The 12,635-nt window shown below is 63.4% G+C and carries 12 protein-coding genes; 7 read left to right on the top strand and 5 right to left on the bottom strand.

The window, feature by feature from the left end; translation table 11 throughout:
- The first annotated feature begins 158 nt into the window (after nt 1-158).
- Nucleotides 159-1,085 carry a DMT family transporter gene (locus PQQ51_RS08265; protein ID WP_408496276.1) on the top strand — a complete coding sequence of 309 codons (927 nt, stop codon included), beginning with the start codon at nt 159-161 and terminating at the stop codon, nt 1,083-1,085.
- 470 nt (nt 1,086-1,555) lie between these two features.
- Here PQQ51_RS08265 and PQQ51_RS08260 read toward each other — a convergent pair whose 3' ends face one another.
- Entirely contained in the window at nt 1,556-1,711 is a 156-nt protein-coding gene (locus PQQ51_RS08260) for a hypothetical protein (RefSeq protein ID WP_408496275.1), read from the bottom strand.
- Nucleotides 1,712-1,924: 213 nt separating this feature from the next.
- A complete protein-coding gene (locus PQQ51_RS08255; RefSeq protein WP_408496274.1) occupies nt 1,925-3,160 on the bottom strand; it encodes an outer membrane protein assembly factor BamC in 1,236 nt (411 codons plus the stop codon).
- Between the two features lie 357 nt (nt 3,161-3,517).
- Here PQQ51_RS08255 and PQQ51_RS08250 point away from each other — a divergent pair, with 357 nt between their 5' ends.
- Entirely contained in the window at nt 3,518-4,000 is a 483-nt protein-coding gene (locus tag PQQ51_RS08250) for a DUF2844 domain-containing protein (protein ID WP_408496273.1), read from the top strand.
- A gap of 76 nt (nt 4,001-4,076) precedes the next feature.
- Here PQQ51_RS08250 and PQQ51_RS08245 read toward each other — a convergent pair whose 3' ends face one another.
- A complete protein-coding gene (locus PQQ51_RS08245) occupies nt 4,077-4,328 on the bottom strand; it encodes a hypothetical protein (protein ID WP_408496272.1) in 252 nt (83 codons plus the stop codon).
- Between PQQ51_RS08245 and PQQ51_RS08240 the strand changes: the two genes are divergently transcribed.
- Nucleotides 4,327-5,346: a DUF3443 domain-containing protein gene (locus PQQ51_RS08240; protein ID WP_408496271.1), complete on the top strand. Its 1,020-nt coding sequence runs from the start codon at nt 4,327-4,329 to the stop codon at nt 5,344-5,346. The genes PQQ51_RS08245 and PQQ51_RS08240 overlap by 2 nt on opposite strands.
- A gap of 228 nt (nt 5,347-5,574) precedes the next feature.
- Nucleotides 5,575-7,464, top strand: a complete 1,890-nt coding sequence (locus tag PQQ51_RS08235; protein ID WP_408496270.1) for a glycosyl transferase family 1 — start codon at nt 5,575-5,577, stop codon at nt 7,462-7,464.
- Nucleotides 7,465-7,599: 135 nt separating this feature from the next.
- Here the strand turns inward: PQQ51_RS08235 and PQQ51_RS08230 are convergent, their stop codons facing one another.
- The gene (locus PQQ51_RS08230) at nt 7,600-8,175 is read right to left on the bottom strand and encodes a hypothetical protein (RefSeq protein ID WP_408496269.1); all 576 of its coding nucleotides are present in this window, start codon (nt 8,173-8,175) and stop codon (nt 7,600-7,602) included.
- Nucleotides 8,176-8,381: 206 nt separating this feature from the next.
- On the opposite strand from PQQ51_RS08230, the gene PQQ51_RS08225 reads away from it, so the two are divergent.
- The gene (locus PQQ51_RS08225; RefSeq protein WP_408496268.1) at nt 8,382-8,987 is read left to right on the top strand and encodes a cadmium resistance transporter; all 606 of its coding nucleotides are present in this window, start codon (nt 8,382-8,384) and stop codon (nt 8,985-8,987) included.
- Between the two features lie 107 nt (nt 8,988-9,094).
- On the opposite strand, the gene PQQ51_RS08220 is transcribed toward PQQ51_RS08225, so the two are convergent.
- The gene (locus tag PQQ51_RS08220; protein WP_408496267.1) at nt 9,095-9,424 is read right to left on the bottom strand and encodes a hypothetical protein; all 330 of its coding nucleotides are present in this window, start codon (nt 9,422-9,424) and stop codon (nt 9,095-9,097) included.
- Nucleotides 9,425-9,640: 216 nt separating this feature from the next.
- Between PQQ51_RS08220 and PQQ51_RS08215 the strand changes: the two genes are divergently transcribed.
- Both PQQ51_RS08215 and leuA read left to right on the top strand, forming a co-directional pair.
- Nucleotides 9,641-10,510: a class I SAM-dependent methyltransferase gene (locus PQQ51_RS08215; RefSeq protein WP_408496266.1), complete on the top strand. Its 870-nt coding sequence runs from the start codon at nt 9,641-9,643 to the stop codon at nt 10,508-10,510.
- A gap of 279 nt (nt 10,511-10,789) precedes the next feature.
- Nucleotides 10,790-12,508 carry a 2-isopropylmalate synthase gene (gene leuA, locus PQQ51_RS08210; RefSeq protein WP_408496265.1) on the top strand — a complete coding sequence of 573 codons (1,719 nt, stop codon included), beginning with the start codon at nt 10,790-10,792 and terminating at the stop codon, nt 12,506-12,508.
- The last annotated feature ends 127 nt before the right edge of the window (nt 12,509-12,635 follow it).

The raw sequence follows: 12,635 nt of genomic DNA, 5'->3' as shown, positions 1-12,635 counted from the left end.
TTGCTCGTTTTGCGTCCGCGTCGCCGACGCTTACGATCACGGCTACAGACGCCTGTCATTTCCCGCATCTTGCTGTTTCATTCCGGCCTGAAACGTTTCGCGCAATCGCGCTGCTACGATGCGCGAATGTATCGACCCACCGCGCGGAAGCCACCACGATGAACACCAAAAACCTGCTGCAATTGCTGATTCTCGCCGCCCTATGGGGCGCGTCGTTCCTGTTCATTCGCGTCGGCGTGGCCGACTTCGGCGTCGCGCCGCTGATGGCGCTGCGCGTCGGCATCGGCGCCGCGTTCCTGATCGTCGTGCTGCTGACGCGACGACCGCTCCAGCAGTCCGCGACGATTCTGCGCAAGCATGCATTGCCGCTGCTGGTAGTCGGCATTCTGAATTCAGCAGCGCCGTTCTGCCTGTTCGCGTATGCCGAGTTGACGCTGACAGCGGGCGTCACGTCCGTAATCAACGCGACCACGCCGCTATGGGGCGGACTGGTCGCCTTTCTGTGGCTGCGCGACCGGCTGACCGCGTTGCGATCGCTCGGCCTCGTGGTCGGCTTTCTCGGCGTGTTGATGCTGGTCTGGGATCAGATCGCCGCGCCGCACGGTTCGGCCGCCACGCCGCTGTCCACCGCGCTCGCGGCTGGCGCGGCGCTCGGCGCGACGCTGCTGTACGGGATCGCCGCGACCTATACGAAACGGCATCTGACCGGCGTCGACGCGCTCACCGTCGCAACCGGCACGATGACCGGCGCGACGATCGTGCTGCTGCCGCTTGCCATCCTCTACTGGCCCGCCACGCCGATCTCGGCGCACGCGTGGGGCGCGGTGATCGGGCTCGGCGTCGCCTGTACCGGGATCGCTTATATGCTGTTCTTCCATCTGATCGCCGCGATCGGGCCGGCGCGCACGATCACCGTGACTTTCGTGATTCCGATTTTCGGCATTCTGTGGGGCGCACTGTTTCTCGGCGAAAGCGTGTCGGCGGGCATGCTGGAAGGCTGCGGCGTGATTCTCGTCGGCACCGCGCTCGCCACCGGCGTGATCAAACGCTTGCCGTGGGTCGGACCGCGCCGCGCCGACACCTGAAAATCTGGTTTGCCGAACACCGTCGCTCAATTCCGAGCGCACAAAAAATAGCCCGCACTCCAACGGAGTGCGGGCGAAACCGTCGCCCTACGAGGATAGGCGACGGGGCCACCGAGGCCGCGCACACGCGCAGGCCGTCATCGGGCTAGGCACCGGTTCATGGGCCGATGCCGGATAGTCGTGGGAAACACGTGATTGAAACTCACCGCCAACTCACGCCGGATGTTACGAATCCGTCCCCATGAGTCTTTAAAAGCAGCTTGTGTGCCAGTTGTGTCGATCGCCTAGAAATAGTTTGCAAAGCCTTGATTGTTATTGGAATTTTTTGCAAACGCGGTGTGCCGACGGAGTGTGGGGCGAGGCTTCTGGGGGTTACGTCACCGGGGTAACGTCACGTTACATGCGGCCGCGCCGGGCGGCCGCGAGGTCTGGAATCAGCTTTGATCGATGCGTTCAAAACGCGTCGACGCTCAGGGAGCACGCCACTTGCCGCGTTGCGAAACCGTATGCCGGACTCGCAGACCGGTCGGCCGCCGCGGTTCGCGCGGCGCCAGAGCCGCGCCGCACACCAGTGCCAGGACGAGCAAGCTCGCCGCCCACATCCAGTAAGGGATTACGTCGAACATGGCCTACTCCCGTTTGGTTTTCGCGTGGTTGTCTGCGTAGTTATCCGCGCAGTTGTCCGGTTCAGCACCGGTATTCCACATCGAAGCAAAACGCGTGCGCGAGGCCGCAGGCCCACCGTCGTCTGTTTCCTCTCACGACACCCATAAAAAAACCCGCCCGGCGCGGTGCCGGGCGGGTTTTCAGACAGCATTCCTACTCTGCTGCGATTTCGCTCAGTGCAACTGGTCGACCATCAGACTCATGATCTGCCTGGCCTGCGGGCTCTGATCGATCGCCCCCTTGTCGTCGACCACCGCGACACGGGTCTGATTCGGGGTAACCGCGCGCACATTCACCAGATACTGCTTGGCGACCTTTTCCTTCTTGCCGTGGAACACCTGGCTCCAGAAGCCCTGTTCCGCCGACGTCAGATCCTTCGGATCGACGTAACGCACGAAGTACAGCCCACGGTTCAGATCGCGATCGTCGACGGTGAAGTTGCTGCGGTCGAGCGCGAGGCCCACGCGCAGCCATGCACGGTCATACGGCTCGCCGAGCGTGAGTTCGGTCGACGAGAACTGCGCGGCCGTGTTGTTCGCGTCCTGATCCGGCATGGACGGTTGCTGCGCCGACAACGCGACGTTTTGCGCCGCCGTAGCCGCAGCCGCCGATTTCGCGCCCGCGGTAGCCGCGTTCGGCGCCGTTTGCGCGCCTGCCGGCGACAACTCGGCGTTCTGCGTATCGCCCTGTTTCGTACGCGAATCCGCCAGCGCGAGCGCTACCTGGAGCCGCTTCAGGTATTCCTGTTCGAGACCCGGGTCGTTCGGCTTGGGTTCCCACCTGGTCGACTCGTTGTTCGTGCCGGTGACCGCCTCGCGCATCCCCTTCTGGCTGATGAACACGTAAGTGCCGCCGTTCGGCGCCGCTTCCAGACGCGTACGGAACTTGTTGCGCTCCGAGCTCACGTAGCTGTTGCCCATTGCTTTCGACAGCGTGTCGCGGATCAGGCCGTCGTTGATCTGCGCGTGGGTTTCGTTCCAGTCCGTTTCCATCACGCCCTTGTCGCGCTGGTCGACCACCAGCAGGAAGCCCTGTTCCTGCCAGAACCGGCGGATCTGCGCCCATGCCTGCTGGGGCGCCTTGTTGTCGATCACCAGCCAGCTTTCCGTGCCGTCGCGCTGGATGTGCATGCCGTTGACCGGCGGCACCACCACGAGCGTATTGGCCGCGGGCGCTTGCGCCTGAACCTGCTGCAACGTGGACAACGAGGTTTCGCCGCCTTGCGGAGGCAACGAACGCTGATCGGCCGTCTCATCGATCATGTTCGGCGGGACGGCGAGTGACACCTGCTTGGACTTCGAGTCGCTCTTGTAGTCGATTTTGGACGGCGACGACGTGCCGCAGCCGGCGACCAGCCCGCCCGCCATCAGCATTACTGCAAACCGCTTGGTAAGACGAAGATCAGTCATGTTCGGGGAATCCTTCCGCTACGCCACGGCAAGTTTCCGTGGATCAACCCAACATTTTACCGATCCCGGCGAGACATGTGCAAAAACCCGGGTTTGCCTTCGAATTGAGCAGCCCGAATGCGCTCCGCCGAGGCCGCTGATTTAACCATTGGCGACACTTCCCAACGCCCTGTCAGATCTCCCCCACCGCGCTGTCAGAAGGTTGTTTTAAAAGACACTTTCCATCCGGTCGGCATCCCTTTTTGAGATTGGCCGAATCACCGAATTCCGCGCCTGGCAACGATCAGGAACCCTGAGTGTTATCTTGAATTCGCCATATCAATAAAAACCGACCGCCTCGAACGCGAGCCAGCCACCATGCCGAATTCCTGTTTTTCACCTGCCATTGCGTCCGCGTTGCTGGTCGGCGCGCTCACTGTCACGTTCGCTGCCGGACTCATCGCCAGCAGCGACGCCCGCGCCGAACTGGGCGGCACCATGCCGGTCCAGACCGGCCCGGCCGCCGATGCGCCCCGCGTGCTGCTGAACGGCGCACTGCGCATGCGCACGCTGACCGACGCGGGCCAGACCACCGTCAACGAATACGCGACGAGCACCGGCCAGATCGTCGCCTACGCGTGGCGAGGTCCGACGATGCCCGATCTGCACGCGCTGCTCGGACGCTATGCGGACTCGTACCGCGCGGGCGCCGCGTCGGCCGCCGACGGCAATCTGCACGCTTCACGGGTGCTGCGCCCGGACGTGATCGTCGAATCCGGCGGACCGATGCGCGGCTACGTGGGCCGCGCGTGGCTGCCGGCGGCACTGCCCGCCGGCGTCACCGTCGACGATTTGCGCTAGGCCGCGCCAGCGGACTATTCAGCACGCACAAACCATCCCGACGACCGATCCGGCAGCCCACCATGAAAACCTTCCCTTATCTTTCCGCGCTGCTGCTCGCCTGCGCGGCGCTCACCGGCTGCGGCGGCGGAGGCGGCAGCAACGCGCCGGCAAGCTCTTCAGGTGCAGGCTCGACAGCCGGTTCCGCGACCCCGGCAAGCGGCTCGGGCACGGCAACCGCGCCCAGCAGCACAAACGTTTCCAGCACATCCACCTCCGTGCCGCAGTCGACCGTACCGAACGTCCAGCCGATTGAGGTCAGCACCGCGCCGGGCCTGACGCGCAACATGCTCACCACCAGCGTCACCGTCTGCCAGCCCGGCACCGCGAACTGCGCGACCATCGACAACATTCAGGTCGACACCGGCTCGCACGGCTTACGGATTCTTGCCTCCGCATGGCCGGCGAGCCTGCCGCTCGCGGCGGTCGCGTCGGGCGCCGGCGTCACCGGCGAGTGCGCGGTGTTCGGCGGCGGCTTTGCATGGGGCGCCGTGCGCAGCGCGGATGTGCGGATGGCCGGTCAACTGGCCGCGTCGATTCCGATCCAGCTGATTGCCGATCCCGCGCTGCCCGCCGTCCCCACCGATTGCGCCGCGTCCGGTCCGGCAATGCTGAGCGTCGCGAGCCTGCGCGCCAACGGCATTCTCGGCGTCGGCCTGTTCGCCGCCGACTGCGGCAGCGGCTGTGTCAATGCCGCGCTGCCGCGCTGGTACTACACCTGCGACGCGAGCGGCGCGTGCACCGCGAGCACGCAGGCGCTCGCCCAGCAGGTCACCAATCCCGTCAGCCGCTTTGCGCTCGACAACAACGGCGTGGTGATCGACCTGCCCGCGATCCCCGACACGGGCGCCCCCACGGTCGCCGGGTCGATGATTTTCGGCATCGGCACCCAGGCGAACAACACGCTCGATGGCGCGGCCGTCGTCAGGGCGAATTCGCAGACCGGCTACGTGGCCACCGCGAGCGGCGGCCAGACCTATTCGCAAAGCTATATCGACAGCGGCTCGAACGGGCTGTTCTTCAGCAATAGCCAGTTGCCGCAATGCGGTTACTGGTACTGCCCGGCCGCGACACAAAGCGCGAGCGCCGCGATCGTCGGCACCGACGGCGCGACGAACCCGGTGTCGTTTTCGATCGGCAATTCGCGGACGCTGTTCGCGTCGTCGAACAATGCGTTCGACAACCTGGCCGGCGTGGCCGGCAGCAGCTTCGGCTGGGGCCTGCCGTTCTTTTTCGGCCGACGTGTGTTCACGGCGATCGCGTCGCGGGTGACCTCGGCGGGACCTGGTCCGTACTACGCGTTCTGATTCCTATCGCGATCAAACCTACAGATGCAGCGGATTCTCCGGACGGAAAATTCCGGAATGCGCGCGACGCCGCAATTTGGTACAGGCTGGCTGCGAAAATTCGATTCTGGACTGTGGAGCGCGCCCGAATTCGGCTTATTCCTGCCGTTTATTCCTGCCGCTCATTGCAGTCACTCATTGCAGTCACTTAGCCCTACCTGGTTAGCCCGGCCAACAAGAATCGAATCCATGTCACACACTTTTTCGCTCGACGAGTTCGAGCAGCTCGTCTATACGCAAGACCATGTCCGCGCGTCGATCCAGCTCATCGCCGCGTTGGCGCTGCTGCAACACACGCGCGGCGAACTGAACGAGAACTTCAGCGCCTCGGACATCGAGCATCTCGCCCCGCGGGAACAGCGTGAGCGTTTCTGCGCGCGCATGACCGCCGCCGTCTCGACGCTATTCGCCGATCCGGCTTATCAGCCGCCGCCCGAGTGCTTCCGGCTGCTTCTCACGCTGCACGAGTGGATCGGCGTGCTGTTCTCCGCCACGCCGCTCGGCCATGCGGATCACGTCGCCCGTTATCTGAATCCGCGCGGCGCAGCGGACATGCAGTTTCTGCCCGGCGATGTCTTCATCGAAAAGCTCTGCGCACTCTACTCGAGCGAGTCCGAACTGGAACTCGACTTTTCCGCGCTCTGGGCGTACGACAAAACCATCGCCGCCTGTCTCGCGCTCGTGCTGCTGGCGCCCGCGTTCAAAGGCTCGGCGAACGCCCACGGCAAGCGCGAGGCGCTGCTTGAATGGCTGCCCGGCAAACTGCAACAGATCGACGACCTCGACGACTTGCCATCGGCCGTGCTGCACAACGCGTATATGTTCTGCAGCTATGCGGACACGCCGCGGCGGCATGCGATCAAGCGGGACATCAACGTGCTGGTGCGGCGCAAGCTGGATCAATTGGGGCTGACCGATCTGCCCAATCTGGCTCATCCGCCCGTTCAGTCGAAGGCCGCCGCGAAGAAAGGCGCGCGGCGCGGCAAGAAGCCGTTGATGATCGTCGTGCTGGAATGGTTCAGCGGCGCGCATTCGATCTATCGCACGCACTCGCGCACACTCGAAGCGGCGCGCGAACATTTCGAAGTGGTGGGCTTCGGCTTCGGCTACGCACTCGACGACGCAGGGCGCCATATCTTCGACCGTTTCATCGAACTGGAAGAGCCGGAATACATCGGCCAGTGCCTGAAAACGATCCGTGATTTCGCCGCTGCCGAGCGGCCCGACGTGCTGTACATGCCGAGCGTCGGCATGTTCGTGCTGACCGTTTTCATGTCCAACCTGCGGGTCGCGCCACTGCAGATCGCGGCGCTCGGCCACCCCGCCACCACGCATTCGGACAAGATCGACTACATCAGCGTCGAGGAGGATTACGTCGGCGACCCGGCCTGTTTCAGCGAACGTCTGCTGAAGCTGCCGAAAGACGGCCAGCCCTACCGGGCGTCGATCGCGCTGCCTGACATCGTCGCGCGCAGGCCGGCGCCGCGCGACACGCTGCAGGTGATCATCACCGCCAGCGCAATGAAGCTCAATCCCCGCTTTCTCGACGCGTGCCGCGAAATCGGCGCGCGCGCCGCGACACCGGTCGAGTTTCATTTCATGAGCGGCATGCCGGGCGGTTTGCCGTTCGAGCGTGTGCGCGAAGTCGTCGAGCAGGCGGTGCCGCGCGCGATCGTGCATGACTTTCACGAGTACTCGGCCTATCTGGATCGGATCAATCAGGCCGATCTGTTCCTTAGCCCGTTTCCGTTCGGCAATACCAATGGCATCGTCGACGCCCTCACGCTCGGGCTGCCGGGCATCTGCAAACGCGGACCGGAAGTGTTCGAGCAGATCGACGGCGCGCTGTTCGCGCGCGTGGGCATGCCGTCGTGGGTCGTCGCGGAGAGTGCCGACGCGTACATCGAAGCGGCCGTGCGCATGATCGACCAGCATGACGAGCGCACGGCGCTGCATCGGCAGTTGATCGATACGAAGGCGGTCGAGCGCTGTTTCGAAGGCCGACCGCAGGCGTTCGGCGAAAGCGTGCGCAAACTGGTGCGCGAAAACAAAAGCCGCCACGCGATGGTGACGGCCTGAGGTGGGTATTGGGTCAGGTTCCAGCGGGCAATTTGCTGGCGTCCGAGGTGAGCGGCGATTAGTTTCGCGCGGGCGAGGTGCGCGACGGGTCAGTTTCCCGCAAGACCTTCGCTCGCGCGTGGCGTGCATTCAGCGTTATTCGGCAGCTTCACTGGAAGGTTCGTCAGGCGGAGCCGCAAACTTCGCCGGGGCCAACCAGTTGAATACGTCCAATACCGAGCCGTGATAGGTACACTCCGCGGCTGCGGCCGTGACGAACTTCTTCGGCTTGGCCGGCTTGCGCGCGGATTCTGCGGCGCTTGATGCCGCGAGGCTGGTTGAAGCAGCGGAAGCGGCGGAAGCGCCGAATGCAGCGGAAGCCGCCGAAACCCCGGAAGCCGAACTCACACCCGAAGCAGCACCAGCCGCACCAGCCACACTCGCCACTTGCGCCGCCGAAGCCGCCGCCGCCGAAGCAGAAGCCGCCGCCGCATCGCTCGCCGCCAACTCCGCGGCCGTCTGCGTATGCTCGATCGCCCCTTCCACAACCACCCGCGAGCCGTCGATCCCAACGCCCGTGTGATCGATCTTCAACGTATCCGATGACTTGTCCGCGAGTTTGCTTCGCATCAACTGCTCGCATGCATCCGCGTTTTTATAGACAGCCGTGCAGGCTGCCAGCAGCGTGGCAGCAGTCGCGACGCAGGCGATGGAGAGAATCCGAATCTTCATTGATATTCCGTTTTTCAAGCCGTCGGCAATTGTAGCTTACGGTCTACGGCCATCGCGTGAAACAGACTGCGGCTTGACCGCGGCGGCCCGCACCGGCATCGTGTCGGGCGGCCGCGCCGGTTCAGACGCGCCGCTTCCTCGGCCTCGCGCGGCTTGATCGGCGACGGTTCGGTTTTTCACTTTGCATCGAGGCCTCGTCTTTCCGCATGTTCACCGTTGCCCTGCTCGCGATCGCGGCTTACGCGGCCACCAATATCGACAATCTTTTCGTGCTGCTCGCGTTCCTCGCGGAGGCGGGCAGCCAGCGGCGCAGCGTGATTGCCGGGCAGTACGCCGGCTCACTGGCGCTGATCGTGGCCGCGCTCGTACTCGCCGCGTTGCTGACGCGCCTGCCCGCCGGCTATGTCGGATTGCTCGGCGTGCTGCCGATCGGCGTGGGCCTCGGCAAAGCATGGACGCGTTTCCGGCCCGGCCATGCACACGACAACGACCCGGTGCCGGACGCGAGGAGCATCGGCAGTTCGTCCTGGTGGACGGTGGCGTGCGTGGCCGTCGCCAATGGCTCGGACAATATCGCCGTCTATGTGCCGCTGTACGCGAGCCATTCGCATGGCGAAGGCGTGTTGATCTCGTTGATCTTCATCGCGATGATCGGCGTCTGGTGCGCGGGTGCCGTGTGGCTCGTCGAGCATCCGTTGCTGGGCGCGCCGATCCGGCGCTACGGCACCGCGTTATTGCCGCTGATTCTGCTCGTGATCGGCGTGTCGGTGATCGCACAGAACGACACGCTGCGGATCGTGTTCGGCACCTGAATGACGCAAATGAAGCAAATGACGCAAATGAAGCAAAACCACACGGTCCGTGCAGGATGCGCCGCACCTCGCGCGCGATACAGCACGACCGCCGTCCAAAGGCGCGTCTAGTTCGACGGCATTTGCGGCTGCACGTAAGTACGCACTCCGGCGAGCGGCGAGCCGTAGCCGCCCGAATTCGTGTGATTCGGCAAACCGTTGACCAGTTGTGCGCGCGGATCGGTCGGATTCAGATTCATCTCGCCCGCCTGCTGATTGCCGTGCGTCGGATATTCGCTGCCGAGCGCCGCGTTTGGCATCAGACGCGTGCTGTTCTGCGGTGCGTTGACGTCGTCCTGCACGCTCAGGCCCTGCGCGCCCGCGTGCGCGGCCAGCCCGCAAGCCCCCGCGTACAGCACTGCCCGCACTACCGTCGACATCCTCGATGTTCGTTTCATACCTGCCTCCAGCAAAGTGATTGAAAGGCGCTCATGTCCGCGGATACCGCAAAGACGGCCCGGCGCGCGGCAAACGCGGATCACACCCGTAATACGCGATGCCGCGCGCTTCGGATTCGACGATATCCGCCATCCCTCGGCAAACGGCCCTGTCGATATATCGTTATGCGGATTGCGGCTTTCTTTACGCGTGGATCGCGCCCGATAATAGGCGCCATGAACGCACACCCCACTCCCAAGTCCCGCGCGCTGCGTTATTCGCTCGCGGCACTCAGCGCGGCGCTCCTCGTGGCATGCGCTGTCCCGCCGGCGTCGACGGCTTCCGCCCGCGCCGATTCCGCCGCACTCGACGCCGCAATTTCCGGACCGCAGCGCGCCGACAAGGCCCGCGCGCGCGACGACTACCGTCATCCGAAGGAAACGCTCACGTTCTTCGACATCGCGCCGTCGCAGAGCGTGCTGGAGATCGCGCCGGGTGGCGGCTGGTACACCGACATCCTCGCGCCTTACCTGCGTGACCACGGCAAGCTGTTCGAAGCGCAGTACGACAGCCCGAATGCGGGATTGGCGGCGGAAGAGCAGTCCGGGCGCGCGTCGTTCGCGCACCGGCTGGCGGCGGCGCCCGCCGTCTACGGCAATGTGACGATCGGCACGCTGCGGGACGGCCGGTTCAGCGGCTTTCCGGCCGACGGCAGCGTCGACCGGGTTCTGACGTTCCGCAACATCCACAACTGGATCAAGGACGGCCAGATCGACGCGAACCTGCGCGCGTTCTACGCCGCGCTCAAGCCGGGCGGCATACTCGGCGTGGAAGAGCACCGCGCGGCGCCGGGCACGTCGCTGCAACAAATCATCGATAGCGGCTACGTCACCGAGGCTTATGTGATCGAACACGCGCGCGCCGCGGGCTTCGAACTGGCCGGCGAAAGCGAAGTGAACGCCAATCCGCGCGACACGAAAAATTACCCGCACGGCGTGTGGTCGCTGCCGCCCACGTACGAGGGCGGCGACCTCGACCGGGCGCGCTATGCGGCGATCGGCGAATCCGACCGCATGACCTTGCGCTTCGTGAAACCAGCCCATTGATGTCAGACAATTGAAGCCAGTGGACGCGGACGGCGCTTGACGCCGTCCCAATAATATGGTCCTATTGCGCCCTATGTACCGCGCCCAGACCACCCTATCGCTACTACTAGCCCGCTCTACCGGGCTAGGTCTGCTGTTGCGCGCTTCTGTCTGAATTACACGAAGCACCGCTGAATTCCCCAGTAACTGACCCAGCCCCGGTTTCCGACCGGCGGCCCAGCTTTTGCGTTTTCGTCGTCCGGTCGACTCCCAAACTTGTCGAATCCAAGGATGATGAAAATGTTGAAGAACCCCGCTTCCAAATACCGATCGTTCAATCCCGTCCAGTTGCCGGACCGCCAGTGGCCTTCGCGCACCATCACGCGCGCGCCGATCTGGATGAGCACCGACTTGCGCGACGGCAATCAGGCGCTGTTCGAGCCGATGAACGCGCAACGCAAGATGCGCATGTTCAAGACGCTGGTGCAAATCGGTTTCAAGGAAATCGAAGTCGCGTTTCCATCCGCATCGCAGACCGACTTCAATTTCGTGCGTGAGCTGATCGAAGGCGGTCATATCCCCGACGACGTCACCATTGAAGTCCTCACCCAGGCCCGCGACGATCTGATCGAGCGCACGTTCGAATCGTTGCGCGGCGTGCCGCGCGCGATCGTCCACTTGTACAACGCGACCGCGCCGGAATTCCGCCGCATCGTGTTCGGTCTGGACAAGAACGGCGTGAAGGAACTCGCACAGAACGCCGCGCGCACGATGAAGCGTCTCGCCGATGCCGCGCCGGACACGCACTTCACGTTGCAGTACAGCCCTGAAGTTTTCAGCGGCACCGAGATCGAATTCGCGAAGGAAGTATGCGACGCAGTGTTCGATATCTGGCAACCGACGCCCAATCACAAGGCGATCGTCAACTTGCCGGCAACCGTCGAAATGGCGACGCCGAATGTCTACGCCGATCAGATCGAATGGATGCACCGCCATCTCGCGCGACGCGATGCGTTGGTCTTGTCCGTGCATCCGCATAACGATCGCGGTACCGCGGTCGCGGCTGCGGAACTGGCTGTGATGGCCGGTGCGGATCGTATCGAAGGTTGCCTGTTCGGCAATGGCGAGCGCACCGGGAATGTCGATCTCGTGACGCTTGCTTTGAATCTTTATACGCAAGGTGTCGATCCGGAATTGGACTTCTCGAATATCAACGAAGTCGCTCGCACTGCGGAGGAATGCACGCAGTTGCCGGTGCATCCGCGTCATCCGTATGTCGGCGATCTGGTGTTCACCGCGTTCTCCGGGTCGCATCAGGATGCGATCAAGAAGGGCTTCGCCGTGCAGAAGCCGGATGCGATGTGGGAAGTGCCCTATATGCCGATCGATCCTAGCGATCTTGGGCGGACTTATGACTCTGTGATTCGCGTTAATAGCCAGTCTGGGAAGGGTGGGATTGCTTATTTGCTCGAGCAGAGTTACGGGGTTGTGTTGCCGCGCCGTTTGCAAGTTGACTTCTCTTCGGCTGTGCAGCGGTTTACCGATGAGAGTGGGCAGGAAGTTACACCGACTCAGATCTGGGAATTGTTTCAACAGGAATATGTGGAGAGTCATGCGCCTGTGCGGTATGTGGGACATAGTCTTTCCGAACAGGGCGATGGCGCGCGGATCAAGTTGACCGTTGAGATTGGCGGCGAGCGGCGTGTGCTGAACGGTGAAGGGAATGGGCCGCTCGATGCGTTGATGCATGCTATGGGGGTTCCGGTGCGCATTCAGCACTATGAAGAGCGTGCTTTGACGCAAGGGGCCGATGCCAAGGCTATTGCTGTTGCTGAGATGGCGGGTGCGGATGTCGCGGGGAGCGCTTTTGGGGTTGGGGTTGATGCCAATCTTGTGACTGCTTCTATTCGAGCCGTGATCAGTGGGGTGAATCGCGCTTACGCACGAGCGGGTACTGCTGCGCAGGGGCGGTTCTTTGATGTCGCTCTGAATGGCCACGCCGAGCGGGTGGCTGTTTGAGGTTTATGGGTTTTTAGTTCTTTGCGGTTTATATCGGTTCCGGCGGCGCTTTGCGCGCCGAGCGGTTTGCTCGGGACACCGCGTGGTTCTGGTTGTTTTCTTTGGCCTTTCTCGCTTTAATGCAAAT

The organism is Paraburkholderia xenovorans (assembly GCF_046030735.1).
GTDB classification, from domain to species: domain Bacteria; phylum Pseudomonadota; class Gammaproteobacteria; order Burkholderiales; family Burkholderiaceae; genus Paraburkholderia; species Paraburkholderia xenovorans_A.
The sequence above is the reverse complement of the archived record's forward strand: the minus strand, read 5'-3'. Positions and strand labels throughout refer to the sequence as shown.

Bases quoted from the DNA above. Each gene is read 5' to 3' on its own strand.
- PQQ51_RS08265 (WP_408496276.1), top strand. From the start codon at position 159: ATGAACACCAAAAACCTGCTGCAATTGCTGATTCTCGCCGCCCTATGG.
- PQQ51_RS08260 (WP_408496275.1), bottom strand. From the start codon at position 1,711: ATGTTCGACGTAATCCCTTACTGGATGTGGGCGGCGAGCTTGCTCGTC.
- PQQ51_RS08255 (WP_408496274.1), bottom strand. From the start codon at position 3,160: ATGACTGATCTTCGTCTTACCAAGCGGTTTGCAGTAATGCTGATGGCG.
- PQQ51_RS08250 (WP_408496273.1), top strand. From the start codon at position 3,518: ATGCCGAATTCCTGTTTTTCACCTGCCATTGCGTCCGCGTTGCTGGTC.
- PQQ51_RS08240 (WP_408496271.1), top strand. From the start codon at position 4,327: ATGCTCACCACCAGCGTCACCGTCTGCCAGCCCGGCACCGCGAACTGC.
- PQQ51_RS08245 (WP_408496272.1), bottom strand. From the start codon at position 4,328: ATGTTGCGCGTCAGGCCCGGCGCGGTGCTGACCTCAATCGGCTGGACG.
- PQQ51_RS08235 (WP_408496270.1), top strand. From the start codon at position 5,575: ATGTCACACACTTTTTCGCTCGACGAGTTCGAGCAGCTCGTCTATACG.
- PQQ51_RS08230 (WP_408496269.1), bottom strand. From the start codon at position 8,175: ATGAAGATTCGGATTCTCTCCATCGCCTGCGTCGCGACTGCTGCCACG.
- PQQ51_RS08225 (WP_408496268.1), top strand. From the start codon at position 8,382: ATGTTCACCGTTGCCCTGCTCGCGATCGCGGCTTACGCGGCCACCAAT.
- PQQ51_RS08220 (WP_408496267.1), bottom strand. From the start codon at position 9,424: ATGAAACGAACATCGAGGATGTCGACGGTAGTGCGGGCAGTGCTGTAC.
- PQQ51_RS08215 (WP_408496266.1), top strand. From the start codon at position 9,641: ATGAACGCACACCCCACTCCCAAGTCCCGCGCGCTGCGTTATTCGCTC.
- leuA (WP_408496265.1), top strand. From the start codon at position 10,790: ATGTTGAAGAACCCCGCTTCCAAATACCGATCGTTCAATCCCGTCCAG.